23 protein-coding genes and 1 tRNA gene are annotated in these 24,153 nt (G+C 68.8%); 14 read left to right on the top strand and 10 right to left on the bottom strand.

Annotated features, from left to right (window positions below):
• Positions 1 to 76: 76 nt before the first annotated feature.
• The 4 genes from glpK to H5V44_RS02940 all read right to left on the bottom strand — a co-directional run bounded on the left by glpK (position 77) and on the right by H5V44_RS02940 (position 2,786).
• Positions 77 to 1,609 carry a glycerol kinase GlpK gene (gene glpK, locus H5V44_RS02955; protein ID WP_185191626.1) on the bottom strand — a complete coding sequence of 511 codons (1,533 nt, stop codon included), beginning with the start codon at positions 1,607 to 1,609 and terminating at the stop codon, positions 77 to 79.
• A 77-nt stretch (positions 1,610 to 1,686) separates the two neighbouring features.
• On the bottom strand, positions 1,687 to 1,935 hold the full coding sequence (locus H5V44_RS02950; RefSeq protein ID WP_185191625.1) for a hypothetical protein: 249 nt from the start codon (positions 1,933 to 1,935) through the stop codon (positions 1,687 to 1,689).
• Positions 1,932 to 2,441 (bottom strand): macro domain-containing protein, encoded by a 510-nt coding sequence (locus tag H5V44_RS02945; RefSeq protein WP_185191624.1) that lies wholly within the window; start codon positions 2,439 to 2,441, stop codon positions 1,932 to 1,934. The genes H5V44_RS02950 and H5V44_RS02945 overlap by 4 nt, the downstream gene beginning before the upstream one ends.
• A gap of 260 nt (positions 2,442 to 2,701) precedes the next feature.
• A tRNA-Leu gene (locus H5V44_RS02940) sits at positions 2,702 to 2,786 on the bottom strand.
• A gap of 149 nt (positions 2,787 to 2,935) precedes the next feature.
• Here H5V44_RS02940 and H5V44_RS02935 point away from each other — a divergent pair.
• Positions 2,936 to 3,496: a DUF420 domain-containing protein gene (locus H5V44_RS02935; protein ID WP_185191623.1), complete on the top strand. Its 561-nt coding sequence runs from the start codon at positions 2,936 to 2,938 to the stop codon at positions 3,494 to 3,496.
• Between the two features lie 60 nt (positions 3,497 to 3,556).
• On the top strand, positions 3,557 to 3,952 hold the full coding sequence (locus tag H5V44_RS02930) for a MoaD/ThiS family protein (protein ID WP_185191622.1): 396 nt from the start codon (positions 3,557 to 3,559) through the stop codon (positions 3,950 to 3,952).
• A gap of 96 nt (positions 3,953 to 4,048) precedes the next feature.
• Here the strand turns inward: H5V44_RS02930 and purF are convergent, their stop codons facing one another.
• The 4 genes from purF to H5V44_RS02910 all read right to left on the bottom strand — a co-directional run bounded on the left by purF (position 4,049) and on the right by H5V44_RS02910 (position 9,617).
• Positions 4,049 to 5,638 carry an amidophosphoribosyltransferase gene (gene purF / locus H5V44_RS02925; RefSeq protein WP_185191621.1) on the bottom strand — a complete coding sequence of 530 codons (1,590 nt, stop codon included), beginning with the start codon at positions 5,636 to 5,638 and terminating at the stop codon, positions 4,049 to 4,051.
• A 149-nt stretch (positions 5,639 to 5,787) separates the two neighbouring features.
• Positions 5,788 to 6,129, bottom strand: coding sequence for a hypothetical protein (locus H5V44_RS02920; RefSeq protein WP_185191620.1), 342 nt, complete (start codon positions 6,127 to 6,129; stop codon positions 5,788 to 5,790).
• 196 nt (positions 6,130 to 6,325) lie between these two features.
• Positions 6,326 to 8,224, bottom strand: a complete 1,899-nt coding sequence (gene dnaK / locus H5V44_RS02915) for a molecular chaperone DnaK (protein ID WP_185191619.1) — start codon at positions 8,222 to 8,224, stop codon at positions 6,326 to 6,328.
• A 163-nt stretch (positions 8,225 to 8,387) separates the two neighbouring features.
• The gene (locus tag H5V44_RS02910; RefSeq protein ID WP_185192017.1) at positions 8,388 to 9,617 is read right to left on the bottom strand and encodes an HD domain-containing protein; all 1,230 of its coding nucleotides are present in this window, start codon (positions 9,615 to 9,617) and stop codon (positions 8,388 to 8,390) included.
• A 1,121-nt stretch (positions 9,618 to 10,738) separates the two neighbouring features.
• Between H5V44_RS02910 and H5V44_RS02905 the strand changes: the two genes are divergently transcribed.
• The 3 genes from H5V44_RS02905 (at position 10,739) to H5V44_RS02895 (ending at position 13,001) form a co-directional block, all read left to right on the top strand.
• Complete coding sequence (locus H5V44_RS02905) at positions 10,739 to 11,068, top strand: cupin domain-containing protein (RefSeq protein WP_185191618.1); 330 nt, start codon at positions 10,739 to 10,741, stop codon at positions 11,066 to 11,068.
• A gap of 70 nt (positions 11,069 to 11,138) precedes the next feature.
• Entirely contained in the window at positions 11,139 to 12,140 is a 1,002-nt protein-coding gene (locus H5V44_RS02900) for a beta-ribofuranosylaminobenzene 5'-phosphate synthase family protein (RefSeq protein ID WP_185191617.1), read from the top strand.
• Positions 12,141 to 12,164: 24 nt separating this feature from the next.
• On the top strand, positions 12,165 to 13,001 hold the full coding sequence (locus H5V44_RS02895; protein WP_185191616.1) for an RAD55 family ATPase: 837 nt from the start codon (positions 12,165 to 12,167) through the stop codon (positions 12,999 to 13,001).
• Positions 13,002 to 13,036: 35 nt separating this feature from the next.
• On the opposite strand, the gene H5V44_RS02890 is transcribed toward H5V44_RS02895, so the two are convergent.
• Entirely contained in the window at positions 13,037 to 13,852 is an 816-nt protein-coding gene (locus H5V44_RS02890) for an ATP-binding protein (RefSeq protein ID WP_185191615.1), read from the bottom strand.
• A 194-nt stretch (positions 13,853 to 14,046) separates the two neighbouring features.
• Between H5V44_RS02890 and H5V44_RS02885 the strand changes: the two genes are divergently transcribed.
• Entirely contained in the window at positions 14,047 to 14,850 is an 804-nt protein-coding gene (locus tag H5V44_RS02885) for a VOC family protein (protein WP_185191614.1), read from the top strand.
• A gap of 15 nt (positions 14,851 to 14,865) precedes the next feature.
• Here the strand turns inward: H5V44_RS02885 and H5V44_RS02880 are convergent, their stop codons facing one another.
• Positions 14,866 to 15,147, bottom strand: a complete 282-nt coding sequence (locus H5V44_RS02880; protein ID WP_185191613.1) for a DUF5779 family protein — start codon at positions 15,145 to 15,147, stop codon at positions 14,866 to 14,868.
• Positions 15,148 to 15,374: 227 nt separating this feature from the next.
• On the opposite strand from H5V44_RS02880, the gene H5V44_RS02875 reads away from it, so the two are divergent.
• The 8 genes from H5V44_RS02875 to H5V44_RS02840 all read left to right on the top strand — a co-directional run bounded on the left by H5V44_RS02875 (position 15,375) and on the right by H5V44_RS02840 (position 24,151).
• On the top strand, positions 15,375 to 16,574 hold the full coding sequence (locus tag H5V44_RS02875; RefSeq protein WP_185192016.1) for a LeuA family protein: 1,200 nt from the start codon (positions 15,375 to 15,377) through the stop codon (positions 16,572 to 16,574).
• A gap of 458 nt (positions 16,575 to 17,032) precedes the next feature.
• On the top strand, positions 17,033 to 18,811 hold the full coding sequence (ilvB, locus tag H5V44_RS02870; RefSeq protein ID WP_185191612.1) for a biosynthetic-type acetolactate synthase large subunit: 1,779 nt from the start codon (positions 17,033 to 17,035) through the stop codon (positions 18,809 to 18,811).
• Complete coding sequence (ilvN, locus tag H5V44_RS02865) at positions 18,808 to 19,500, top strand: acetolactate synthase small subunit (RefSeq protein WP_185191611.1); 693 nt, start codon at positions 18,808 to 18,810, stop codon at positions 19,498 to 19,500. Before ilvB ends, ilvN begins: the two co-directional genes overlap by 4 nt.
• Before the next feature lie 8 nt (positions 19,501 to 19,508).
• Positions 19,509 to 20,543 (top strand): ketol-acid reductoisomerase, encoded by a 1,035-nt coding sequence (gene ilvC, locus H5V44_RS02860; RefSeq protein WP_185191610.1) that lies wholly within the window; start codon positions 19,509 to 19,511, stop codon positions 20,541 to 20,543.
• A 49-nt stretch (positions 20,544 to 20,592) separates the two neighbouring features.
• Positions 20,593 to 22,014 carry a 3-isopropylmalate dehydratase large subunit gene (gene leuC / locus H5V44_RS02855; RefSeq protein ID WP_185191609.1) on the top strand — a complete coding sequence of 474 codons (1,422 nt, stop codon included), beginning with the start codon at positions 20,593 to 20,595 and terminating at the stop codon, positions 22,012 to 22,014.
• 55 nt (positions 22,015 to 22,069) lie between these two features.
• Entirely contained in the window at positions 22,070 to 22,678 is a 609-nt protein-coding gene (gene leuD, locus H5V44_RS02850; RefSeq protein ID WP_185191608.1) for a 3-isopropylmalate dehydratase small subunit, read from the top strand.
• A 57-nt stretch (positions 22,679 to 22,735) separates the two neighbouring features.
• Complete coding sequence (gene leuB / locus H5V44_RS02845; protein ID WP_185192015.1) at positions 22,736 to 23,734, top strand: 3-isopropylmalate dehydrogenase; 999 nt, start codon at positions 22,736 to 22,738, stop codon at positions 23,732 to 23,734.
• A 147-nt stretch (positions 23,735 to 23,881) separates the two neighbouring features.
• The gene (locus H5V44_RS02840; RefSeq protein ID WP_185191607.1) at positions 23,882 to 24,151 is read left to right on the top strand and encodes an HPr family phosphocarrier protein; all 270 of its coding nucleotides are present in this window, start codon (positions 23,882 to 23,884) and stop codon (positions 24,149 to 24,151) included.
• Positions 24,152 to 24,153: the final 2 nt, after the last annotated feature.

Genomic DNA, 24,153 nt, shown 5'->3' with positions numbered 1-24,153 from the left:
GCCGCAATAATCGCGGCCTACACCGTGCCCCGTAGCGCTCGCATCGGGCGGTCCCGGCCGGGCCCGGGGGCGCCGGTCACTCCTCGCCCGCCCAATCGAGGGAGCGTTCGACTGCCTCCCCCCACCGCCCGTACCGCTCGTCCGCGACCGCCCCGGACATCTCGCGGGCGAACGCCCGGTCGACCTCCCAGTTGTCCCGGAGTTCGTCGAGGGTGTCCCAGTACCCGACCGCGAGGCCGGCGGCGTACGCCGACCCGAGCGCGGTGGTCTCGTCGACCTCCGGCCGGGCGATGTCGAGCCCGAGGATGTCAGCCTGGAGCTGACACAGGAAGTCGTTCTTGACTGCACCGCCGTCGACCCGGAGCGACGTCGTCGTGATCCCGGAGTCCGCCTCCATCGCCTCGGCGACGTCCCGGGTCTGGTAGGCGATCGATTCGAGGGTGGCGCGAACGATGTGTTCCTTCCGAGTCCCGCGGGTCATCCCGACGATCGTTCCCCGGGCGCGGCCGTCCCAGTGGGGCGCGCCGAGGCCGGTGAACGCAGGCACCAGGTAGACGCCGTCGGTGGAGTCGACCGACCGGGCGAGCTCGGCGGTCTGGGCCGCGTTGTTGATCAGATCCACGTCCTCGAGCCACTCGATCGCGGCGCCGGTGATGAAGATCGACCCCTCGAGGGCGTACTGGACGGGCTCGCCCGACAGCTGGAACCCGATCGTCGTGAGCAGGCCGTGGTCGGACTCGACCGCCTCGCTTCCGGTGTTCATCAGGTAAAACGAGCCGGTGCCGTAGGTGTTCTTGGCGTCGCCCTCGTCGAAGCAGGTCTGTCCGAACAGCGCGGCCTGCTGGTCGCCCAGGGCGGCGGCGACCGGAACCTCGGCTCCGAGGAACCCGTCGGGGTCGGTGTGGCCGTAGAGCTCCTCGTCGGAGGAGGGACGCACCTCCGGCAGCATCGCCGCGGGCACGTCGAACTCCGCGAGGAGGTCGTCGTTCCACGCGATATCGTGAATGTCGAACAGCATCGTCCGGGCGGCGTTGGTGACGTCGGTGACGTGGTTGCCGGTCAGGTTGTACACGAGCCACGTGTCGATCGTCCCCATCAGGAGTTCCCCCGCCTCGGCCCGCTCGCGGAGGTCGTCGCCGCGAGCGCTCCGCATCTTCAGCGGCTCCGCGTTGTCGAGCAGCCACTCGGTCTTGGTAGCCGAGAAGTACGCGTCGACCTCCAGGCCGGTCTTCGCCCTGATCTCCTCGGCTTTCCCGGCCTCGGTGAGTTCCTCGACCCGGTCTGTGGTCCGGCGATCCTGCCAGACGAGGGCGTTGTGGACCGGTCGACCGGTCTCCCGATCCCAGACGACGGTCGTCTCCCGCTGGTTGGTGATGCCGAGCGCCGCCAGCTGGTCGGCGTCGATCCCCGCGTCGTCGAGCCCGCGGGTGATCACCGCCTTCGTGTTCTCCCAGATCTCGATGGGGTCGTGTTCGACCCAGCCCGGTTCAGGGTAGATCTGCTCGTGTTTCTCGTAGGCGCTGGCGACGACCCGCCCGGCGTGGTCGAACGCAATGAACCGCGTCCCGGTGGTTCCCTGGTCGATCGACCCGACGTATGTGTCCCTCATCGTGTGTCTCCGAAAGGGCGGGACGGGGCGTTATAACGTTTCGTGCGGTCGCACCCGACGCACGGTGTCCACCCGCCTCACTCCGGGGCGACCGCCCGGTCCGCCGGGTCGCCGCCGGCCTGGTCGTGGGTGTGGTGGTAGAACCGCACTCGCGGCTCGCCGTCGACCGCGACGGGGTCGAAACAGACGCGGCGGTACCGTTCGTTGTCGCGGAGGTTCACCATCAGCCCGGCGTCGTGTTCGGAGACCGAGCCGTAGGCGTCGCCACACACCGGACAGTGCTCGGGCGCGTCGTCGGGGATCCGCGTCGGGGCTGGCGGACTCATTCGCTCCGGACCTCACCTGCGACGCGGGAGACGGTCCCGTATCCGCCGTCGCTGTACGCGATGAACCGCACGTCCGAGAGCGACTCCGGGTCGAACCGGTCGATCTCTTCGAGGATGATCCGCGCGCCCGCCGCCAACTCGAAGCCCGCGACGCCACAGCCTAGGGCGGGGATCACAACCGACTCGCATCCGAGGTCGTCGGCGCGGTCGAGCGCCCGCCGCGTCGCCGACCGGATGCTCTCGGCGGTGGCCTGCCCGTCGCCGTAGTGCGGCATCGCCGCGGCGTGGATCACGTAGTCGGCGTCAAGATCGTAGGCGTCGGTGACCGCGACCCCGCCGAGTTCAACCGGCCCGCTCGCGACAGCCGCCGCGTTCAGCGCCTCGCCGCCGACCCGCCTGAGCGCGCCGGCGACCCCCGACCCCATCCGGAGGCTCGTCCCCGCGGCGTTGACGAGGGCGTCCGCGGACTGCTGTGCGATGTCACCCTGAACGACACGAACGTCCATACCGCCGGTTGGGCCGCCGCCGGCAAAAAATCGGCCCCTGGAGGAACGTCGTGTCGCTGTTTTCGCGGCATCTGTGACCGGATTTGAACCACGGTCGCTGCGCTCCCTGATTCGGACCGAACGACGGGCAGACACGCCTCTCACGTTCGTTCGAGGCGGTATGCGTGGGACCGGATTTGAACCACGGTCGCTCGCTACGCTCGCTCCTTGGTTCGAATCCGCGTGTCGATATCACTCCTCACTGTCGTTCGGAGATGATGTGCGTGGGACCGGATTTGAACCGGCGGACCTCTACAGGACAGCGCCCTCAACGCTGCGCCGTTGGCCTAGCTTGGCTACCCACGCGCGATGCTGAAACGCATCGAACCGTAATCCGGGGCAATTTAAATCAGTTTCCTTTCCCGGGAGGGCGTCGTCGCACCGCACTCGTCGGGCCGTTCGCCGCGCCGGCCGGGAGTCGATACCGTTTTTTTCACGCCGTCCGGCCCTCCGATATGCAACTCCGCGCCCGCGACCGCGTCCCCGAACTGACGGCGCTGCTCTCGGTGGTGTCGCTCGCCGCGGTGTTCGGGGCCGTCGGCGGGGCCGTCCCCCCGTCGCTCCTGCCGCAGGCGCCCGAGGCCGCCGTCGACGCCATCCCCCACGTCAACGCCGTCCTGAGTACGACCGCCCTGGTGACGATTCCGCTTGCGGTCCGTGCGGTCCGGCGCGGGCGGATCGGTCGCCACCGGACGTTGATGATGGCCACGCTGGGGCTGTTCGCGGCGTTTCTCGTGCTGTATCTCTACCGGATCACCCTTCGAGGGACGACGGCGTTCGGCGGTCCCGACGCCGTCTACCGGTTCGTCTACCTCCCGACGCTCGGGGTACACATCCTGCTCGCCGTCGCCTGTATCCCGCTTCTGTACTACGTCGCCCTGGTCGCGCTCACGCGGCCGGTCCACGCGATCCGCGAGTCCCGGCACCCGCGGGTGGGCCGGATCGCGGCGTCGCTGTGGTTCGTCTCCTTTCTCCTCGGCGACGTCGTCTATCTGCTCCTGTACGTGGTCTACTGACCCCAACCGCCCGAACGCGTTCGGGGTTGTCGATAACCGCCCGGACGGACTACGGCTGCTATGGCACACTCACGACAGATCCAGGGGACACGGACGACGACCGTCGACGTGCGGGCGACCGGGCACGTCCGCGACGCGCTCGGGACGCCACAGCTATCGTTCACGTTCGAGGGGACGACGTTACGCGAGTTCGTCGCGGCCTTTTTCGAGGAACACGACGTTCGCGACCTCGTGATCGCCGAGACCGAAGCCGAGTCCGCCACCCGCGGGTGGGCACCCATCGAGGGCGACGAGGTCCCGGGCGACCTCAGGAAGAACCCCGACGGCGAGCGGACGCGGGCGTACGCCCGGATCCTGGTCAACGGGACGTTCAACGAGAACCTCGAGGGGTTCGACACCGAGCTGTCGGAGGGCGATCGCGTTGCCTTAGTCAACCCCTTCGTCTTCTGCGTTTAACGCGGCCGGACGCCCTCGTACTGTCGGCTATAGTCGCGTGAAGGATTTCGGCACCCCGGGGTGCCGAAAATCTTCACGTAGTTATAGCCAACAGTATCAGTCGTCGGCCCGCGCCGGCGACCCCTCGCCGTCGATCACCGGCCGCTGGACGTCACGGTCGGTGGCCTCGCCGTCGATGTCGTAGGGGTACTCGCCGGAGACACAGCCGAGACAGAGGTCGAGCCGCGAGGCGTCCAGCGTGTCGGCGATCGCGTCGATCGAGAGGTATCCCAGGCTGTCGGCCTCGATCTCGTCGCGGATCTCATCGACCGACCGGTCGGCCGCGATGAGTTCGTCTCGAGACGCCATATCGATCCCCATATAACACGGCGCGACGATCGGCGGCGCGCCGATCCGGACGTGGACCTCCTCGGCGCCCGCGTCCCGGAGCAGGCTGACGAGCTGTCGGGAGGTGGTCCCCCGGACGATGCTGTCGTCGATGATCGTGACCGACCGCCCCTCGATGGTGCTTTTGATCGGGTTGAGTTTCAGCCGGACCGCCCGTTCCCGCTCGTCCTGGGTTGGCATGATGAACGTGCGGCCGACGTACCGGTTCTTCATCAGCCCCTCCGCGAACTCGACGCCGTCGTCGTCGGACCGCGGCGCCCCGTCGGCGGTGGTCTCGTTTGCGGCCTCGGCGTACCCCGACGCGAACGACCGCCCGGAGTCCGGGACCGGCAGGACGACGTCGGTCTCGACGCCCGACTCCGCCCAGAGTTTCCGGCCGAGGTTCCGGCGAGCCTCGTAAACCAGCGTGTCGTCGACGATCGAGTCCGGGCGCGCGAAGTAGACGTGCTCGAAGAAGCAGTGAGCCGTCGTTTCCTGATCGACCAGCTGGTAGGACTCGAAGCCGGAGCCGTCGGGGTTTAACACGACGAGTTCACCCGGTCGCACGTCGCGGACGAGGTCGCCGCCGAGGGTGTCGATCGCGGCCGACTCCGAGGCAACGGCGTAGCCGTCCGCGAGTTCTCCGATGCAGAGCGGGCGGTTCCCCTGTGGGTCCCGGACCGCAAGCACCGTCTCGTCGTGCATTATCGTCAGGGAATAGGAGCCGTGGATCCGGTTCATCGTCCGCTTGACCGCCCGGACAAGGTCGGCCTCCAGAAGGTTCCGCGCGAGCTCGTGGGCGATCACCTCGGTGTCCCCGCTCGAGGTGAAGGCGTGGCCGAGTTCCGCCAGTTCCTCGCGGATCTCGTCAGCGTTGACGAGGTTCCCGTTGTGCGACAGCCCCAGCGATCCCGACTTGAACGACACCGAGAAGGGCTGTGCACAGCAGGTGTTGACCCCGCCGGAGGTGGGGTACCGGACGTGCCCGATACCGGCCGCGCCGGCTAAAGAGTCGAGGTCGTCCTCATCGAACGCGTCGCCGACGAGTCCCATCTCGACGTGGCTGTGCTGTTGGAACCCGTCGTGGGTCACGATCCCCGCGGACTCCTGGCCCCGGTGCTGGAGCGCGTACAGCGAGTAGTACAGCGGGCGTGCGGCCGCCCGGCCATCGAGGGCAACGCCGACGACGCCGCACTTTTCGGTCGGGCCGGACGCGACGCCCCCCGTCGGTTCCGCGTGGGTCGACGTCGCATCCGTCTGTTCCGAGTGTGTCGCCGCGCGTCCGGGTGTGGGGTTCGGTGGCTCCCGCCCGTCAGGCATACCTATTAGTGAAACGCCCGTGGCTAAAAAACCGTCTATATGCTACCTTCGGTCGTGGCGAGGCCTGTAAATATCCACGTTCGTGGACAGTTCCCCCGAGTTATGGAAGTTACAAGGCTAAAACCCCGCCCTCCAGGGCGGGGAGGATGTCAACCCAGGAAGCAGGCGTCGACACGCCGGTAGTAGGTGACGACGCCGTCGGCCGTGTCGACCCGTTTCGACTCCAGGTACTCGGCGTCCCGAAGCGTCGTCACCGCCGCCCGGATCTCCCGCTCGGTCACGTCCATCGGCGCAACCGTGACCGGGTCGGGCTCCTCGTCGCTCCAGTCGTCGTCCGCGGGCGGGTCCACGGTCCCGCCCTCGGCGAGGAGTTCGTCCAACTCCGCGACCGCGTAGGCTCGGGGCGCGACGGCGGTCAAAAACTCCGCGAGAGCACGTTCGACCGCTGTCCACTCCTTGCCGGACTCCCACTCGTCGTCGCTGATCGGCATACGCGGGTATCGCCGGCGACGGGAAAAAGCGTTTCTCAGCTGTCGGACGCGCGTCAGTCGGTGGCTGCGGAGTCGATTGTTCGCCGTGCTCGTGAGGGCAGCGGAACTGCGTCACAGCCCTGGCTGGTGGATGAGAACGACTGCTCGTCGGCGTCACCGGAACTGCGACGCAGTTCCGATTGGCGGATGAGAACGACTATTCCTCGTCGTTCTCATCAACGTCTTCGAAGTCGGCGTCGACGTACTCGTCGCCGTCGCCCGCGCCACCCGGACCGGGGCCGCCCGGCCCGGCGGCGCCCGCGCCCGGACCGCCGGGACCGGCGCCCGCGGCACCGGCACCGCCGGCGGCCTGCTGGGCCTCGTACATCTGCTTGCCGATCTCCTGGAGCTCGGTCGTGAGCGCCTCGGTGGCGTCTTCGAGTTCCTCCTTGGTCGGCTCCTCGGAGTCGAGGACGTCCTCGACGTCCTCGATCTTCTCCCTGATCGACGCCTCGAGGTCGTCGTCGACCTCCTCCTCGTTCTCCTCGAGCAGGGTTTCGGCCCGCTGGATCGTGCTCTCGGCCTCGTTGCGCGCCTCGATCCGCTCGCGGCGGCGTTCGTCCTCTTCGGCGTGCTCCTCGGCTTCCTCCTGCATCCGCTCGATCTCGTCGTCGGAGAGGCCGGCGCCGCCCTCGATGGTGATCGATTCTGCATTTCCTGAGCCTTTGTCCTCGGCCTCGACGCTGACGATGCCGTTCTGGTCGATGCTGAACTCGACCTCGATCTGCGGGGTGCCCGCGGGCGCCGGCGGGATGCCGGTGAGCTGGAACTCACCCAGGAGCTCGTTCTCCTCGGCGATCTCGCGTTCGCCCTGGAAGACGCGGACGTTGACCGAGGTCTGGTTGTCCGCGGCGGTGGTGAAGATCTTCGACTCGTCTGTGGGGATCGTGGTGTTCTTCTCGATGAGCCGCTCGAAGAGGCCGCCCTTGACCTCGATCCCGAGTGACAGCGGCGTCACGTCCAGCAGGACGATGTCGTCGACCTCGTCGCCGAGGACGCCGCCCTGGATGGCCGCGCCGAGCGCGACCGCCTCGTCGGGGTTGACGTTCTTTTTGGGCTCCTTGCCGGTCATCTCCTCGACCTTCTCTTGGACCTGCGGCATCCGGGTGGAGCCGCCGACCAGGATCACCTCGTCGATGTCGCCCTTGGTGTAGCCGGCGTCTTCGAGCGCCTGCTCGGTCGGCCCGACCGTCCGCTCGATCAGGTCGCCCGTGAGCGACTCGAACTTCGCGCGAGTGAGCGTCTCTTCGAGGTCGAGCGGCCCGGAGTCGGTGGTCGCAATGAACGGGAGCGTGATCGTCGTCTCCTTTCGACTGCTGAGCTCGATCTTGGCCTCCTCGGCGGCGTCCTCCAGGCGCTGGAGCGCCTGGCGGTCGTCGCGGAGGTCGATCCCGTGTTCGGCCTCGAACTCGTCGGCGAGGTAGTCGATTATCGCCTCGTCCCAGTCGTCGCCGCCGAGGTCGTTGTCGCCGTTGGTTGCCTTGACCTCGTAGACCCCGCCGCCGAGGTCGAGGATCGACACGTCGAACGTGCCGCCGCCGAGGTCGTAGACGAGAACGGTCTGGTCGGACTCGTCGTCGAGGCCGTACGCCATCGCGGCCGCGGTGGGCTCGTTGACGATGCGTTCGACCTCGAAGCCGGCGATCTCGCCGGCGTCCTTGGTGGCCTGGCGCTGCCGGTCGCTGAAGTACGCCGGAACCGTGATGACCGCCCGCTCGATCTCGTCGCCCAGGTACTCCTCGGCGTCACGTTTGATCTTCTGGAGGATCATCGCCGAGACCTGCTCGGGCGTGTACTCCCCGCCGTCGAGTTCGACGGTGTAGTCCGCCTCGCCCATATGCCGCTTGATCGACTGGACGGTCTGGTCGGGGTTCTTGACCGCCTGGTTCTTCGCCGGCTTGCCGACCAGGCGTTCGCCGTCGTCGAACGCGACGACGGAGGGTGTCGTCCGCTCGCCCTCGGAGTTCACGATGATCTCCGGGTCGCCCCCTTCCATCACCGCGAAGGCGCTGTTCGTGGTACCGAGATCGATACCAAGGATCTTGTTGCTCGCCATCTTGTCCGCATCTATCGGTCTAAATCGGTTAAAGGTTACTAGACGGCCGCCGACGGGGGGAGATCGGGGGTCGTCGCCGTTGTGCGGTTTTGTTGTGACAACGGTTCTCAAGTAGGAGGATTTATGTCGAAGTGCTTGTCGCCCCGCCGTCGTTCTGCTGGAGTCAGGGGCCGGTGAACTCGTCCAAGGTGGCGGTGACCCCCGGCCGGACGTCGGAGACCAGGGCGCCGTCGAGATCAAGCCCGAGGACGTCGACGGCCGCACGGCCGACGCGGTCGGTGACGTCCGGCGGCGCGTAGACGCCGAGCCGCCACTGCTGTTTTTGTGCCGTGCGGAGCGCCGACACCAGCGGCGACTGCTTGCCCAGCCGGCGCATCTCGCCGCTCACCATCACCCGCGAACTCGACTCGGTCATCGACGGCCGTCCGGGCACGTCGACGATCACCGACCCTGCGGACAGCCCCGCCCGGTCGGCCACCGCGGACTCGAACTCCGACACCGCCCCGTGGTCGGCGTCGACGATGTCGTCGGGGACCGCGTCGAGTTCGGCCCAGACCGCGCGTTTGTACAGGTCACGCGTCCGGAGCCGGCGGGCGAGATCGGACGTCGCCCGGGTGGTTCGCAGCGCCACGAGCAGTTCGTGATCGTCCATCCGTCGGAGGTCCGTCGGCGTGGTCTCGGTGCGGTCGAGCAGCCGTTCGGCCCCGCGTCGGAGCATCGCCTTCGCGATCCGGGCGACGTGGTGCTGGTAGACGGTGGGATTCATCAAGGCCCGCGCGAGCAGCAGCGACTCGGCGGTCTGGACGTTTCCCTCCGCGAGGACGAGTTCGCCGTCGACGAAGGTGAGTTCGCGGATCAACCGCTCGTGGTCGATGGTGCCGTACGGAACCCCGGTGTGGTGGGCGTCCCGGACCAGGTAGTCCATCCGGTCGACGTCGAGCTCCCCCGACACCAGCTGGCCGTACTGGCCGTCGCCGGCGACGAGGTCGGCGACGCGCTCGGGGTCGAGGTCGTGGGCTCCGAGCACCTCGCCGACCTCCCCCGACGCGAGGAGTTCGTGGACGTCGTCGTGGTACTTGCCGGTGTGGCGGAAGGTCACAGCCTCGACGTTGTGGCTGTAGGGCCCGTGGCCGACGTCGTGGAGGAGTGCCGCCGCGCGCAGCCGCTCGGCCCGGATCCCGTCGATGCCGAGGTGATCGAGCGCGCGGTCGGCGAGGTGATAGACCCCCAGCGAGTGCTCGAACCGGGTGTGGTTCGCGGAGGGGTACACCAGATGGACCGTCCCCAGCTGCTTGATGTGCCGGAGCCGCTGGACCGGCTCCGTATCGAGGAGGGCGGCGGCGGCGCCCTCGACCTCGATGTGGTCGTGGACGCTGTCCTTGATGGTTACCATACCGTGCGTTGGCCCGGCTTCGTACAAAAACCGTCGGCCGCGGGGTGTGCGGGGTGAGTTGAAGGAGTCCGCCTCGACATCGCGACCGGAGCCGACGAGCGACATCGTCACCGCGGAGACGGCCCGCGTAACGTAGAGGGCGGCCCGCGTCGGCCCGTTCGTTGCGATCTGGTACGCGACGATCAGGGCCGGACCGATCCCGTATCGCGGAAGCGCCCGGCACAGATAGCGGAGAGACGACCGGTAGGTGAACGTTTCCGGCGGCTCGACCGCGAGCCACGCCGAGAACCACTCGGCGGCGTGGCGTAAGGGAGCCATTATTATCGTCGTCTAACGGCTGGAAAGTCTTGGTTTCGGTGGATGGCGTCGGAGTGGAAGGGCTGTGGGTCGGGTCGTCGACGACAGGAGGTCGGGCGATCGTTTAGCCGAGTTAATCGGGATTTCATAGTAGCGTTTGCAACTGGTTGCACATCCGATCGCACGCCGTCGTGCGATCAAGTGAGCGAAGACTTGCAAACGCTACTGTAATTTCGCCGGTCGCAAAACCGGATTAACTGTCGCCTCCGTTTTTGTAGGTGCCACCCGTACTCCGAACTGCGATGTCGCAGACGCGACGTCGCACTCCACCACGTAGACACGCTGTGAGACGGACGGTCGTTCGAGTTGCCGTCGGGACGAACCGACGGGACCGACGACGGTCCGTGTGAGCCCGGGGCCGCGTCGGAACGTCGCCCCCGCCGGCGTTCCGACGCGCCGACGGCCGCCGCGGGCTGGCTTGCCGGCGACGAGGCGTCGATTCCGCCCGGACGCCGCACCGCGGGTCGGTTGCCCGCCGACCCGTTCGCGGCCTGCGGTCGGCCGCCGGCACGCCCCGCCCCACCGTTACCGATGGCTTCCAAGGGGAGAGCATCCGAAACACGACCGACAGCTATCGGTCCGTGTCGGACACGACGGTATGACGGTCAACCGCGGGACGCTCGACGCCTGAACCGGCACACCGCGGATCGACGGGCGGCATTGTGAGGTCACCTCGTTGCGGAGCCAACAACCAGCATCGTGGAGGCGATAACCGGCATCGCGGAGCCCACAGTATATAACCGATCGCGACCCATCCCGAACCGATGGCAACGCTCGATCTGTACGCCGACACCCGCTCGACGCTCGACCCCGACGACGGGGAGATCGCCACCGCCGAACTGGTTGTGACCGACGACGTCCTCGTGAAGGCGTTCGCGCTCGGTCCCGGTGCCGAACTCGAAGCGCACGAACACGAAGAGAGCACGAACGTCTTCCACGTACTCGACGGCGAGGTCGTCGTCGTCCGCGACGGCGACGAGGAGGTGGTGGCGGCCCCCGGGGTCGTGCGCCACGACCGTGGGGCGGTCCACGGCGCGCGCAACGGGTCCGACGCGGTCGCCGTCTTCACCGCGAGCCTCTGTCCGCTGCCGTAGCGATCTACCGACACCGGCCCGGCTTGCCACCGCCGAAACGGGGAACCTTCTGGGGACCCTGATTTCGGTAATGAGTCGCGTCCGCGTGACCGTCGGTGCCCGGCTCCACGTCGGGTTTCTGAACCTCAGCCTGGCCCACAGCCGGTTGTACGGCGGTATCGGGCTCGGCCTCGACGAGCCGCGAACCGTCCTCACCGCCGCGCCGGCCGACCGGATCGAGTGCGATCACGCCGCCGCCCGCGGCTACGTCGAGCGGGCGGTCGACCGCCTCGGCGTTTCGGGGGCGGCCGTCACGGTCGAGTCCGCGCTGCCGCGGCACGCGGGGTTGGGGAGCGGGACCCGCCTCGCCCTCGCCGCGTTGCGGGCGGTCGGAAGGGCCCACGGGCTGGAACCGGACGTGCGGGAGTTGGCGCCCGACCTGGGTCGCGGCGGGCGCTCGGGCGTCGGCGTCGCGACCTTCGAGTCCGGCGGGTTCGTGATCGACGCGGGCCATCCCACCGAGCAGTTCACGCCCGACCGGCCGGCCGACGGGGAGTGGACCGTCCCGCGGGTCACAGTGCGGCGCGAGATCCCCGAGGCGTGGCGGTTCCTCGTCGTCGTCCCCGACGTCGACCGGGGACGGAGCGGCGAGGCCGAGGAGGAGAGCATCCGGTCGGTCGTCGAGGGCGCCGACCCCGGGACTGCAGACCGGATCGCCGGCGTCGTGGCCCGCCGGCTGCTCCCCGCGGTCGCGGAGGGATCCCACGAGCGGTTCGGGGCGGCCATCCGGTCGGTCGGCCGTCTGAACGGCACCTGGTACGCCGGCGAACAGGGTGGGGTGTACCGGCCGCCGGCGGGGGAGATCGTCGCCGCCCTGCACGACGATCCGGCGTGTCACGGCGCCGGGCAGTCCTCCTGGGGACCGTGCGTCTACGCGGTCACCCACGCCGACCAGGTCGACGCGGCACGGGCCGCCGGGCGGGCCGCCCTCGACGACGCCGGAGTCCCCGGGGAGGTGCTGATCGCGTCCGGGCGGAACGACGGCGCGGACGTGAACCCGGTCGCGGGCGGCAGCGTCCCCCGAAACCGTTAACGTCGCCCCACCGGACTATCGGGTATGGCCCGAATCCCGTTCGGAGTCTCCCGCTTCGACAAGGTGGTCGACGGCGGCGCACCGCGGGGGACGGTCGTGCTGCTCGTCGGCGACGCGGGGGCCGGCGCCCGGGAGTTCATGTACACGAGCGTGACGATGAACGCGGTCGCCCACGAGGATTCGGACCTGTTCGAGCTCCACTACGGCGACCTCCACGAGGACGCCACGCTCCCACCGGAAGTCCACTACCTCTCCTTTACCGACGACGAGGAGACGGTCCGTAACGAGATGGACTACGTCCTCGACGCGGAACTCGTCGACGCCGCCACCGACCGGATCGAGGTTCGGGACTTCTCGCCCGAGTACTTCCAGCTGAGCCCCGTTCCTCGGGAGTGGTATCTGGGCGAGACCACGACGCTCCGGGATCTGGGCGGCGGCAAGGGCCGGGCCGACGTGTTGACCGCGCTCGGGAACTACCTCAACGAACACGCCTTCGACAATCTGGTCGTCATCGACTCGATCACCGACCTCGTGGCGGCGGTCTCCGACGAGATGACCTGGAACGACATCGCGATGCTCGTCCGCGGGCTGGGGAAGGCCGCCCACCGGTGGAACGGGCTAGTTTTAGCGTACGTCAGCCGGGAGACGCTCGGCGCAAACCAGCTCGGGCACCTGATGGACGCCGCGGACGGGACCCTCCAGTTCGAGTGGGAGTCCGGCGGATCGAAGCGCGCCCGCACGATGGTCGTCCAGGAATTCAGCGGCGTGCTCTCGCAGATCGAACGCGAGAACATCGTGCGCTTCGAGACCGAGATCCACGACGGCGGGTTCGACATCAGCGACGTTCGGAAGATCCGGTAGCGGCGGGTCCGGCCGTCTGATCGCGTCGGTGCGGGCTACCCCTCGGTGATCTCGACCCCGGTGATCTCGAAGCGGGCGCCGCCGTCGGTGCCGTCGGTGACGCTGATCTCCCAGCCGTGGATCTCCGCACACTGTTGGGCGATCGCGAGCCCGAGTCCCGTCCCCGCCGAGGTGGTCGAATAGCCGTACTCGAAGATCGATTCCCGTTCCTCCGGGGGGATCCCCGGGGCGTCGTCCTCGACGTAGAACCCGTCGTCGAGCGCACCCGCCATAATCGCGACACGATCGCCATCCGAACCGTGCTCGACTGCGTCGTCGGACCCCGTCCGACTGCTCGTGGACCCGTGTTCTACGGCGTCCCCGCGACTGTCGGAACGGGGGCTCGTGGAGCCGTGCTCCACAGCGTTCCGCAGCAGGTTCTCCAACAGCCGCTTGAGCCGCCCCTCGTCCGCGCGGATCGTCCGCCCGGTGAGGATGTCGAGTCGTGCGGGATCGGTCTCGACGTTGGTCCAACAGTTCCGGACGAACGAGTCGAGTTCGACCGGAACCCGCTCGACTTGCGCGTCGTACGCCCGGGCGAGCGTGAGCAGTTCGTCGATCAGTTCGGACATCCGGTCGTGGGCACTCGACACCGCCGTCAGGTGCTCGCTGTCGCACTTCCGGGATGCGAGTTCGAGCCGCCCCTCCGCGACGTTGAGCGGGTTCCGGAGGTCGTGGCTGACCACGCTCGCGAACTCCTCGAGCCTGGCGTTCTGCCGGGTCGACCGTCGCTCGCGCTCCCGGAGCCGTTCGGTTCGGTCCACCTGGTCGAGTGCGGTCACGAGCGTCGTCGCGAGGATCTCGTCGAGCACCTCGTCGGACGACCTCGCCCTCTCGTGATCACGAAAGAAACTTCGGGTCTTTCGAGCGACAGCGAAGCCATTGAGTCGAGAGCGCGGGGACTTCCAATGTCTTCAATCCGCCATCCTCACCGATGTCACTCCTAAGTGGACAGTACCGTGGTGTCGGCGTCAGTGTATTTACCGAGGCGGTCCCACCGTGGGGTATGCTCACCGGCGTCCACCGGCTCGGATTGGAAGTCACGGATCTCGACGCGGCGCGGGCGTTCTACGAGGATCGGCTGGGGTTCGTCCCCGACGCGGAGCCGACCGGGGACTCGGGATCGCGCGTCGCCTACGGGATCGGTGCCCCGAACGACGGCACGTCGGCGGCCGACGACGCCGGGACGACCCGTCTCGTGCTCCGCCGGCCGACGGACGTTCCGCGGGGGGGCGTACACACCCACTACGCGTTCGCGACCACGCCGGAGGCCTACGAACGGTGGTGGGACCGGCTCGCGGACCTCGACCCCGTCGAGTTCTCGTTCGGCGCGACCGACTCGCTGTACGTCTTCGATCCCGCGGGCCACTGTGTCGAGATCGGCGGGTTCGACCGCGACGGGGACGGGGCAGGCGGTTCCGACGCAGCCGCCGGCGCGGCCGACGCCGACCCGACCGCCATCCCCCCGGTGTCGGACCTGTTCGAGGTCGTCCTGGAGGTCAGGGACCTGCCGGCCGCCGAGGATCGGTACCGCCGGCTCGGGTTCGAGGTGGTCGATCGGGGGGACAACCGGCGTCGCGTCCGGCTGTCCGGCCCCGTCGACCTCGAACTCTGGGAGCCGCAGCTCGGGATCGCCGACGCCCGCGGCGGCCTCCACGTCGACCTCGCGTTCACGACCGACGATCCGGAGGCGGCGGTCGAGGCCGGCGGGCCCTGGCCCGGGGGGATGGCGTCGGTTCCCGGGGGCTTGCGGGTCGTCGACGGTGACGGCCACGTGGTGACGTTTCTGCGGGAGGGTGACGCCGCCTGAGCGGCCGACCCGGGCTCAGAGACGACTCGTGTCGACCTCGACGTCCGGCGGGGTCACGACCAGGAACTGCCGGAAGTGGGTGAGGCCGCCGCCCAGATCCCTGACCGGCCGCGCAAAGCCCTTCGCGAGTTCGTTGAGGTCGCCCTCGACGGCGAGCACGAGCACGTTCCCCGAGCGGATGGCGTCGATCCACTCCTCGGCCGGCGTGGATCCGTCGAGCGTGCCGAGCACGACGTCGGTGTCCTCGTCGTCGAGGTGCTCCTCGGCCTCCGAGAGGTTCAGGTTGAAGTCGCTCATACCGGTTCGGAGGGAAAGCGGGACGAAAAGCGTTCGGTCGGTGTCTGACGCCGTCGGACCTGCCGGCGGCCCCCCCGCGACACCGGCGACGGAATCGTGGCGTATCGGCGGACGCCGTGCCGCGTGACGGCCCTCGGGCACCCGCAACACGAAAGCTTTTAATATCACTCCCCGGCTGTCTGTAGACACAATGTCTCACGACAAGGAGGCTCAGTCGGACACCCCGGCTGGTCGAGTTCTTCCAGGGCACGTTAGCCCACATCACTGAATCCGAGATCGACAACGTACGGATTTTCGACACCACGCTCCGCGACGGCGAACAGTCGCCACGTACTTCGTTCAGCTACGACGAGAAGCGTAGCATCGCGGCCACCTTAGACGAGATGGGGACCCACGTCATCGAGGCTGGGTTCCCCGTCAACTCCGAGGCCGAATTCGAGTCCGTGAGCGACATCGCTGCCGCCACCGACACCACCGTCTGCGGGCTGGCACGCGTCGTCGACAAGGACGTCGAGGCCGCTCTCGACTCCGGCGTCGAACTAGTCCACGTCTTCGTGTCCACGAGCGACGTCCAACTGGCGGACTCGATGCACGCCTCCAGACAGGAGGCCGTCGACCGCGCGGTCGAGAGCGTCGAGCGCGCGAAGGAGGCGGGCGTCGAGGTGATGTTCTCGCCCATGGACGCAACCCGGACCGACGTGGACTTCCTGGCGGAGATCCTGAGCGCCGTCGACGAGGCGGGCGTCGACTGGGTCAACATCCCCGATACCTGCGGCGTCGGGACGCCGACCCGGTTTGCCAACCTGGTCACGGAGATCCGCACGTTCACCGACGCCGCGATCGACGTCCACGCCCACGACGACTTCGGGCTCGCGGCCGCCAACGCGATGGCGGGCTTCGAGGCCGGCGCCTCGCAGGCGCAGGTGTCGGTCAACGGCATCGGCGAGCGCGCCGGCAACGCCGCCTTCGAGGAGGTCGTTATGGCGGCGGAGTCGCTGTACGGCGTCGACACCGGGATCGACACCACGCGGATCACCGAGGTCTCGCGGATCGTCGAGGAGGCCAGCGACATCCCGGTCCCCGGCAACAAGCCGGTGGTCGGCCGGAACGCCTTCTCACACGAGAGCGGGATCCACGCCGCGGGCGTCATCGAGAACTCCGACACGTTCGAGCCGGGCGTGATGACCCCCGATATGGTGGGCGCCCAGCGCGAGTTCGTGCTCGGCAAACACACCGGGACCCACTCCGTCCGCAAGCGGTTAGTCGAGTCCGGCTTCGCGCCAACCGACACGGAGGTGCGGGAGGTCACGCGCCGGGTGAAGGACTACGGCGCCGAGAAGGAGCGCGTCACCGTCGACGTGTTGACGAGCTTCGCCCGCGACGTCGGCGTCGACCGCGCCGACGACGACGGGGAGGTCCACGCCTGATAATGGGTACTCCCGTCTCTTACCGCCGAGTGGCGTCAACGAGGGTAGCACTCGGCGGTAGACAGTGAGAGTACCCAGTATGATGGCACGCGCTCCGGGAACTCGGTCCGCCGGGGCACGCCGCCGACCGATCCGCCCCGGCGACGGACCGCGAAACGTTAATTACGGCCGAGCGAGAGGAATCGGGTATGACGCGACGCAGGACGCCGACCGCGGCCGCCGCCCGTCGAGCGGGCCGAGCCGCGTCGCCGTCGCGGTCGCGGTGCGCGGACCCGATCCGCGCCGTAGTAGGGGCCCGTTAGCCCCCAATACATCCGTTTCTCGCCGCAGCGATCCGTCGACCGACGTCCGACCGAGCCCGACTTCACCACACAGTATGACCCACCACGCCAGATCCACACGACCGACACCGATGCACCGACCGCAGACCACACACCGGTATCCGGGGGCGAGCGACGATGAGTAAACAGGCACCGACACCGGACGAGGAACCAGCAGACGCCGACCCCGAAACCGGGGCCGACGCGGAACGGGCAGCCGACTTCAGGCCCGCGACCACCGGCGCGGAGTCGGTGGTTCACGCGCTGGAGAACGCCGGCGTCGAGGCCGCCTTCGGCGTCCAGGGCGGGGCGATCATGCCCGTCTACGACGCGCTGTATCACTCCGACATCCGCCACGTCACGATGGCCCACGAGCAGGGCGCGGCCCACGCCGCCGACGCCTTCGGCGTGGTCAACAACGAGCCGGGGATCTGCCTCGCGACCTCCGGCCCCGGCGCGACCAACCTGGTGACGGGCATCGCCGACGCGAACATGGACTCCGACGGGATGTTGGCGCTCACCGGCCAGGTGCCGGCGGATATGGTCGGCTCCGACGCGTTCCAGGAGACCGACACCATCGGCGTGACCGCGCCGCTCACGAAGCACAACTACTTCGCCGACAACCCCGACAGCGTGGGCGACACCGTCGGCGAGGCGCTGGCGCTGGCCGACGAGGGGCGGCCGGGGCCGACGCTCGTCGACCTCCCGAAGGACGTCACCCTCGGCGACACCGACACCGAGCCCGGCCCGGCGGAGCCCCCGGAGACGACCCGGCCGCAGTACGTCGCCGACGAGGAGAACGTCGCGGCCGCCGCCGACGCCATCGAGGCCGCCGAGCGGCCGCTGCTTTTGTTCGGCGGCGGCGTGATCAAGGCCGACGCCACCGAGGCGGCCCGGTCGTTCGCCCGCGAACACGAGATCCCGGTCGTCACCACGATGCCGGGGATCGGGTCGTTCCCCGAGGACGACGAGCTGTGTCTGTCGTGGGCGGGGATGCACGGCACCGGCTACGCGAACATGGCGATCACCCACACCGACCTGCTGATCGGGGTCGGCACGCGGTTCGACGACCGGCTGACCGGCGGCGTCGACACCTTCGCGCCGGAGGCGGAGGTCATCCACGTCGACATCGACCCCGCGGAGATCTCGAAGAACGTCCACGCGGACTACCCGCTGATCGGCGACGCGGGGACCGTCCTCGGCCAGCTGGACGACGCCGTCGACGCCGCGCCCGACGCCGACGAGTGGCGCCGGCAGTGCCAGGAGTGGAAACAGGAGTACCCGATGGACTACGCCACCCCCGACGACGAGCCGCTGAAACCGCAGTTCGTCGTGGAGGTGCTCGACGAGGCCACCGCCGACGACACCATCGTCACCACGGGCGTGGGCCAACACCAGATGTGGGCCTCGCAGTACTGGACGTTCACCGAGCCGCGCACGTGGGTGTCGAGCCACGGCCTCGGGACGATGGGCTACGGCCTCCCCGGCGCGATCGGCGCCCGGATCGCCGCCGACGACGACCGGGAGGTCGTCTGCATCGACGGCGACGGGTCGTTCCTGATGACCATCCAGTCGCTGTCGGTCGCGGTGCGCGAGGAACTCGACATCACCGTCGCGGTGCTCAACAACGAGTACATCGGGATGGTCCGGCAGTGGCAGGACGCCTTCTTCGAGGGCCGGCGGATGGCCGCCGAATACAACTGGTGTCCGGAGTTCGACAAGCTCGCGGAGGCGTTCGGCGCCCGCGGGTGGCGCGTCGACGACTACGACGAGGTCGCCGACACCGTCGAGGCAGCGCTGGCGTACGACGGCCCGTCGGTGATCGACTTCCACATCGATCCCGCGGAGAACGTCTACCCGATGGTTCCCTCGGGTGGCGCCAACGGCAAGTTCGCGCTGACGGAGGAGCAACTATGAGTTCGGGTGACGACGGGGCCGACCGCGGCGGACGCGAGACCCCACCGAAACACGGGCTGGCGGGGCCGGAACCCGACGAGCGGCCCCACCCGGAGGGGCGGCGGAACTCCCAGGGGATCCGGATCGATCCCGAAGTCGAGGCGACACACGAGCCGCGCCGGGCGGTGTTCTCCGCCCTAGTGGAGGACGAACCCGGCGTGCTCTCCCGGATCGCGGGGCTGATCTCCCGGCGGCAGTTCAACATCGAGAGCCTCACGGTCGGGCCGACCACCGTCGACGGCCACTCCCGGATCACGATGGTGGTCGAGGAGACCGAACCCGACATCGACCAGATCAGAAAGCAACTCGGAAAGCTCAAGCCCGTCATCACCGTGGGTGAACTCGACGAGGACGCGGTCCGGACCGAACTCGTCCTCCTGAAAGTCGAGGGCACCGAACCCGACAAGGTGCACGCGATCACCGAGATGTACGACGGCCAGACGCTCGACGCCGGTGCCGAGACGATCACGGTACAGCTCACCGGCGACGAACAGGAGATCGACGACGCGATCGACGCGTTCCGGCAGTTCGGCATCATCGAGATCGCGCGGACGGGCTACGCGGCGCTTGCGCGCGGCAACCAACCGACTGCCCCCGGCGAGAAGCCCGGCACCGCGGACGAGCCGACGCGACCGACCAACACACAGTGACGAACACAATGACAGATCTGAACACGACGGTATACTACGACGACGACGCGGACCGCTCGCACATCGACGACAAGACCGTAGCCGTGATCGGCTACGGCAGCCAGGGTCACGCCCACTCGCAGAACCTCTCGGACAGCGGGGTCGACGTGATCGTCGGCCTCCGGGAGGGATCCTCCTCCCGCGAGGCCGCGCGGGGCGACGGCCTCCGTGTCGAGACGCCCGCGGCGGCGGCCGCCGAGGCGGACATCGTCTCGATCCTGGTCCCGGACTCGGTCCAGCCCGGCGTCTTCGAGAACATCCGCGACGGGCTGGAACCCGGCGACACCCTCCAGTTCGCCCACGGGTTCAACATCCACTACAACCAGATCCGGCCGCCCGAGGACGTCGACGTGACGATGGTGGCGCCGAAGTCGCCCGGGCACCTCGTCCGGCGGAACTACGAGGCCAACCAGGGCACCCCCGGCCTCGTGGCGATCTACCAGAACGAGACGGGCGAGGCGTTCGACGAGGCGCTGGCGTACGCCCACGGGATCGGCTGCACCCGGGCGGGCGTCATCGAAACCACGTTCCGCGAGGAGACCGAGACCGACCTCTTCGGGGAGCAGGCGGTGCTGTGCGGCGGCGCGACCGCCTTGGTGAAGGCGGGCTACGAGACGCTGGTCGACGCCGGCTACTCCCCGGAGATGGCGTACTTCGAGTGTCTGAACGAGCTGAAGCTGATCGTGGATCTGATGTACGAGGGCGGGCTCTCGGAGATGTGGAACTCCGTCTCCGACACCGCCGAATACGGCGGGCTCTCCCGCGGGGACCGCCTCATCGACGATCACGTGCGCGCGGAGATGGAGGAACTGCTGGAGGAGGTTCAGGACGGCACGTTCGCCCGCGAGTGGATCGCCGAGAACCAGGCCGGCCGCCCCTCCTACACGCAGCTGAAACACGCCGAGGAGACCCACCACATCGAGGAGGTGGGCGAGCCCCTGCGCGACCTGTTCGCGTGGGGCGACGAGAGGGAGGAGGCCGCGGAGGCGGCGGCGGACGACTGACGGAGGCGATGAGAGTGACACACGGACCGACAACACGCGGTGATCGAAGATGAGCGAGGGAACGCTGTACGACAAGGTATGGGAGGAACACACGGTCTCGGAGCTCCCGACGGGACAGACGCAGCTGTTCGTCGGCCTGCATCTCATCCACGAGGTGACGAGCCCGCAGGCGTTCGGGATGCTACAGGAACGGGACCTGGAGGTCGCCTACCCCGAACTCACCCACGCGACGGTGGACCACATCGTGCCGACCGCCGACCAGTCGCGGCCCTACCGCGACGACGCCGCCGAGGAGATGATGGCGGAACTCGAGGAGAACGTCCGGGAGGCGGGCATCGAGTTTTCGGATCCCACGACCGGCGACCAGGGGATCGTCCACGTCATCGGCCCCGAGCAGGGGCTGACCCAGCCCGGGAAGACGATCGTCTGCGGCGACTCCCACACCTCGACGCACGGCGCCTTCGGCGCCTTGGCCTTCGGGATCGGGACGAGTCAGATCCGCGACGTGCTCGCGACGGGGACCGTCGCGATGGAGAAGAAGGCTGTTCGGAAGATCGAGGTCACGGGCGAACTCGGCCCCGGCGTCGAGGCCAAGGACGTCATCCTCGAAGTGATCCGCCGGCTGGGCACCGAGGGCGGCGTCGGCTACGTCTACGAGTACGCCGGCGAGGCCATCGAGAACCTCGATATGGAGGGGCGGATGAGCATCTGCAACATGTCCATCGAGGGCGGCGCCCGCGCGGGCTACGTCAACCCCGACGAGACCACCTACGAGTGGCTGGAGGAGACCGACTACTTCCGGGAGAACCCCGAGCGCTTCGCGGAGCTCAAGCCCTACTGGGAGTCGATCCGCTCGGACGAGGACGCCGAGTACGACGACGTCGTCACCATCGACGGTTCCGAACTGGAGCCCGTCGTCACGTGGGGCACCACCCCCGGCCAGGGCATCGGCATCACCGAGCCGATCCCCGAACCCGAATCCCTGCCGGCGGACAAACGGGACACCGCCCGACGCGCCCAGGAGCACATGCGCGTCACCCCCGGCGACACGATGGCGGGCTACGAGATCGACGTCGCGTTCCTGGGGTCGTGTACGAACGCCCGGCTCCCGGACCTCCGCCGGGCGGCCGCGGTCGTCGAGGGTCGGGAGGTCCACGACGACGTCCGCGCGATGGTCGTCCCCGGCAGCCAGCGCGTGAAGGCCGCCGCCGAGGCCGAGGGCCTCGACGGGATCTTCGAGACCGCCGGCTTCGAGTGGCGCAACGCGGGCTGTTCGATGTGTCTCGGGATGAACGAGGACCAACTGCGGGGCGACGAGGCGTGTGCCTCCTCCTCGAACCGCAACTTCATCGGGCGCCAGGGCTCGAAGGACGGCCGGACCGTCCTCATGAACCCCCGGATGGTCGCCGCCGCGGCGGTCGAAGGCGAAGTGACTGACGTCCGCGAACTGAAGGAGGTGAGTGTCGTATGAGCTGTCCCCGACAGCGAATGCGAGTACGCCGGAGCGTCGCTCCGGAGGTGGTGGCGTGACCGACGAGATCCCCGAGATCGACTCGGTAACCGGGACGGGCGTCCCGATCCGGGGCAACGACATCGACACCGACCAGATCATCCCCGCGCGGTTTATGAAGGTCGTCACCTTCGACGGCCTCGGGGAGTTCGCCTTCTTCGACCTCCGGTTCGACGACGAGGACGCCCGGAAGGACCACCCGTTCAACGAGCCGGCGTTCCAGGACGCCTCCGTGATGGCGGTCAACGCCAATTTCGGCTGCGGCTCCTCGCGGGAGCACGCCCCCCAGGCGCTGATGCGGTGGGGGATCGACGCCATCGTGGGCGAGTCCTTCGCGGAGATCTTCGCGGGCAACTGCCTCGCGCTGGGGATCCCGACGGTCACGGCCGACCACGAGGCGATCGTCGACCTCCAGACGTGGATCGACGACAACCCCGACGGGGAGATCCACGTCGACGTCGGAAACGAGACCGTCACCTACGGCGACACCACCATCGAGGCGACGGTCGACGACGCACAGCGACGGGCACTCACGGAAGGCGTCTGGGACACCACCGCGCTGATGAAGTCCAACGCCGACGCGGTCGCCGAGAAGGCCGCCGCCTTACCCTACACTGATGCGTGATACTGAGTACTCCCGTCTCTCACCGCCGAGCGCCGTCAACGGGGGTGGCACACGGTGGTGAAAACCGGGAGTAATAATCACGAGGAGATCGTCGTCATCGAGGGCGACGGCATCGGCAGGGAGGTCGTCCCCGCGGCGGTCGAGGTGCTCGACGCCGTCGGCGACTTCGAGTTCGTCGCGGCCGACGCCGGCGACGCGGTGAAGGCGGAGACGGGGGAGGCGCTGCCGCAGGCGACCTACGACGCCGTCGCCGACGCCGACGCGACGCTGTTCGGCGCCGCCGGCGAGACCGCCGCGGACGTGATCCTCCCGCTCCGGACCGCCGTCGGGTCGTTCGTCAACGTCCGCCCCGCGCGGGCCTACCCCGGCGTCGAGGCGGTTCAGCCGGAGACGGATCTGGTCTTCCTCCGGGAGAACACCGAGGGCGTGTACGCCGGCCACGAGGACCGCCTCTCCGAGGACCTCTCGACGCTCACCCGGGTTGTGACCACCTCCGCCGCCGAGCGGCTTGCGGCGTTCGCCTGCGAGTTCGTCGCCGACCGCGGGAGCGATGGGTTCCAGGTCGTCCACAAGGCGAACGTGATGCGGGAGACCGACGGCCGGTTCCGGGACGCCGTCGTCGACGTCGCCGACGCGAACGGCGTCGACACCGAGGAGGTGCTGATGGACGCCTTCGCAACCCGGGTCTGTCTGGATCCCACCCAGTTCGACGTGGTGGTCTGTCCCAACCTCGCGGGCGACGTGCTGTCGGATCTGGCTGCGGGGCTGGTCGGGGGCCTGGGACTGCTGCCCTCGGCGAACATCGGCCCGGACAACGCGCTGTTCGAGCCGGTCCACGGCACCGCCCCCGACATCGCCGGCGAGGGCGTCGCCAACCCGTCGGCGGCGATCCTCTCGGCGGCGATGCTGCTCGATCACCTCGGGTACGGGGCGGCGGCCGACGCCGTCCGCGACGCGGTCGAGTCGGTGCTTTCGTCGGGCCCCCGAACGCCCGATCTCGGCGGCGACGCCCGCACCGACGCCGTCACCGACGCGGTCATCGACCGGCTGGCGTGAGCGACCCCGTCGCCCGCGTCGGAGCCCCGAGGAACACTTAGGGGCCTTCGGGTCCCTCCTCCCGCTAGCGATGAATGGACACGTCGACGGGGTGGTCCGGTCGGCCGACGGGATCGATCCGACGGCTTCCCGGGAGGTGCCGCGCTGATGCCCGAACGAACCGCGACCGTCGTTCCCGAGGACGGGCTGCACGCCCGGCCGGGGGCGACGTTCGTCGAAACGGCCGCCGAGAGCGACGCGGACGTCCAGGTGGGTCACGTCGGCGGCGACCCGGTGAACGCGGCGAGTATGCTCGCGGTGACGGGGCTCGGCGTCGAGCGCGGCGACGAGGTCCGGGTCGTCGCGGAGGGCGAGGGCGCCGAGGCGACGCTCGATGAGTTGGAGCGGATCCTCACGACCCCGGAAGCCGACCTGTAGCG

It is taken from the genome of Halobellus ruber (genome assembly GCF_014212355.1).
In the GTDB taxonomy this organism is placed as follows: Archaea; Halobacteriota; Halobacteria; order Halobacteriales; family Haloferacaceae; genus Haloquadratum; species Haloquadratum rubrum.
The sequence above is the reverse complement of the archived record's forward strand: the minus strand, read 5'-3'. Positions and strand labels throughout refer to the sequence as shown.

Bases quoted from the DNA above. Each gene is read 5' to 3' on its own strand.
- H5V44_RS02895 (WP_185191616.1), top strand. From the start codon at position 12,165: ATGGCCCGAATCCCGTTCGGAGTCTCCCGCTTCGACAAGGTGGTCGAC.
- purF (WP_185191621.1), bottom strand. From the start codon at position 5,638: ATGCCTGACGGGCGGGAGCCACCGAACCCCACACCCGGACGCGCGGCG.
- dnaK (WP_185191619.1), bottom strand. From the start codon at position 8,224: ATGGCGAGCAACAAGATCCTTGGTATCGATCTCGGTACCACGAACAGC.
- ilvB (WP_185191612.1), top strand. From the start codon at position 17,033: ATGAGTAAACAGGCACCGACACCGGACGAGGAACCAGCAGACGCCGAC.
- ilvN (WP_185191611.1), top strand. From the start codon at position 18,808: ATGAGTTCGGGTGACGACGGGGCCGACCGCGGCGGACGCGAGACCCCA.
- H5V44_RS02905 (WP_185191618.1), top strand. From the start codon at position 10,739: ATGGCAACGCTCGATCTGTACGCCGACACCCGCTCGACGCTCGACCCC.
- ilvC (WP_185191610.1), top strand. From the start codon at position 19,509: ATGACAGATCTGAACACGACGGTATACTACGACGACGACGCGGACCGC.
- H5V44_RS02935 (WP_185191623.1), top strand. From the start codon at position 2,936: ATGCAACTCCGCGCCCGCGACCGCGTCCCCGAACTGACGGCGCTGCTC.
- H5V44_RS02900 (WP_185191617.1), top strand. From the start codon at position 11,139: ATGAGTCGCGTCCGCGTGACCGTCGGTGCCCGGCTCCACGTCGGGTTT.
- H5V44_RS02930 (WP_185191622.1), top strand. From the start codon at position 3,557: ATGGCACACTCACGACAGATCCAGGGGACACGGACGACGACCGTCGAC.
- H5V44_RS02950 (WP_185191625.1), bottom strand. From the start codon at position 1,935: ATGAGTCCGCCAGCCCCGACGCGGATCCCCGACGACGCGCCCGAGCAC.
- H5V44_RS02920 (WP_185191620.1), bottom strand. From the start codon at position 6,129: ATGCCGATCAGCGACGACGAGTGGGAGTCCGGCAAGGAGTGGACAGCG.
- H5V44_RS02945 (WP_185191624.1), bottom strand. From the start codon at position 2,441: ATGGACGTTCGTGTCGTTCAGGGTGACATCGCACAGCAGTCCGCGGAC.
- H5V44_RS02880 (WP_185191613.1), bottom strand. From the start codon at position 15,147: ATGAGCGACTTCAACCTGAACCTCTCGGAGGCCGAGGAGCACCTCGAC.
- glpK (WP_185191626.1), bottom strand. From the start codon at position 1,609: ATGAGGGACACATACGTCGGGTCGATCGACCAGGGAACCACCGGGACG.
- leuC (WP_185191609.1), top strand. From the start codon at position 20,593: ATGAGCGAGGGAACGCTGTACGACAAGGTATGGGAGGAACACACGGTC.
- H5V44_RS02840 (WP_185191607.1), top strand. From the start codon at position 23,882: ATGCCCGAACGAACCGCGACCGTCGTTCCCGAGGACGGGCTGCACGCC.
- H5V44_RS02910 (WP_185192017.1), bottom strand. From the start codon at position 9,617: ATGGTAACCATCAAGGACAGCGTCCACGACCACATCGAGGTCGAGGGC.
- H5V44_RS02885 (WP_185191614.1), top strand. From the start codon at position 14,047: ATGCTCACCGGCGTCCACCGGCTCGGATTGGAAGTCACGGATCTCGAC.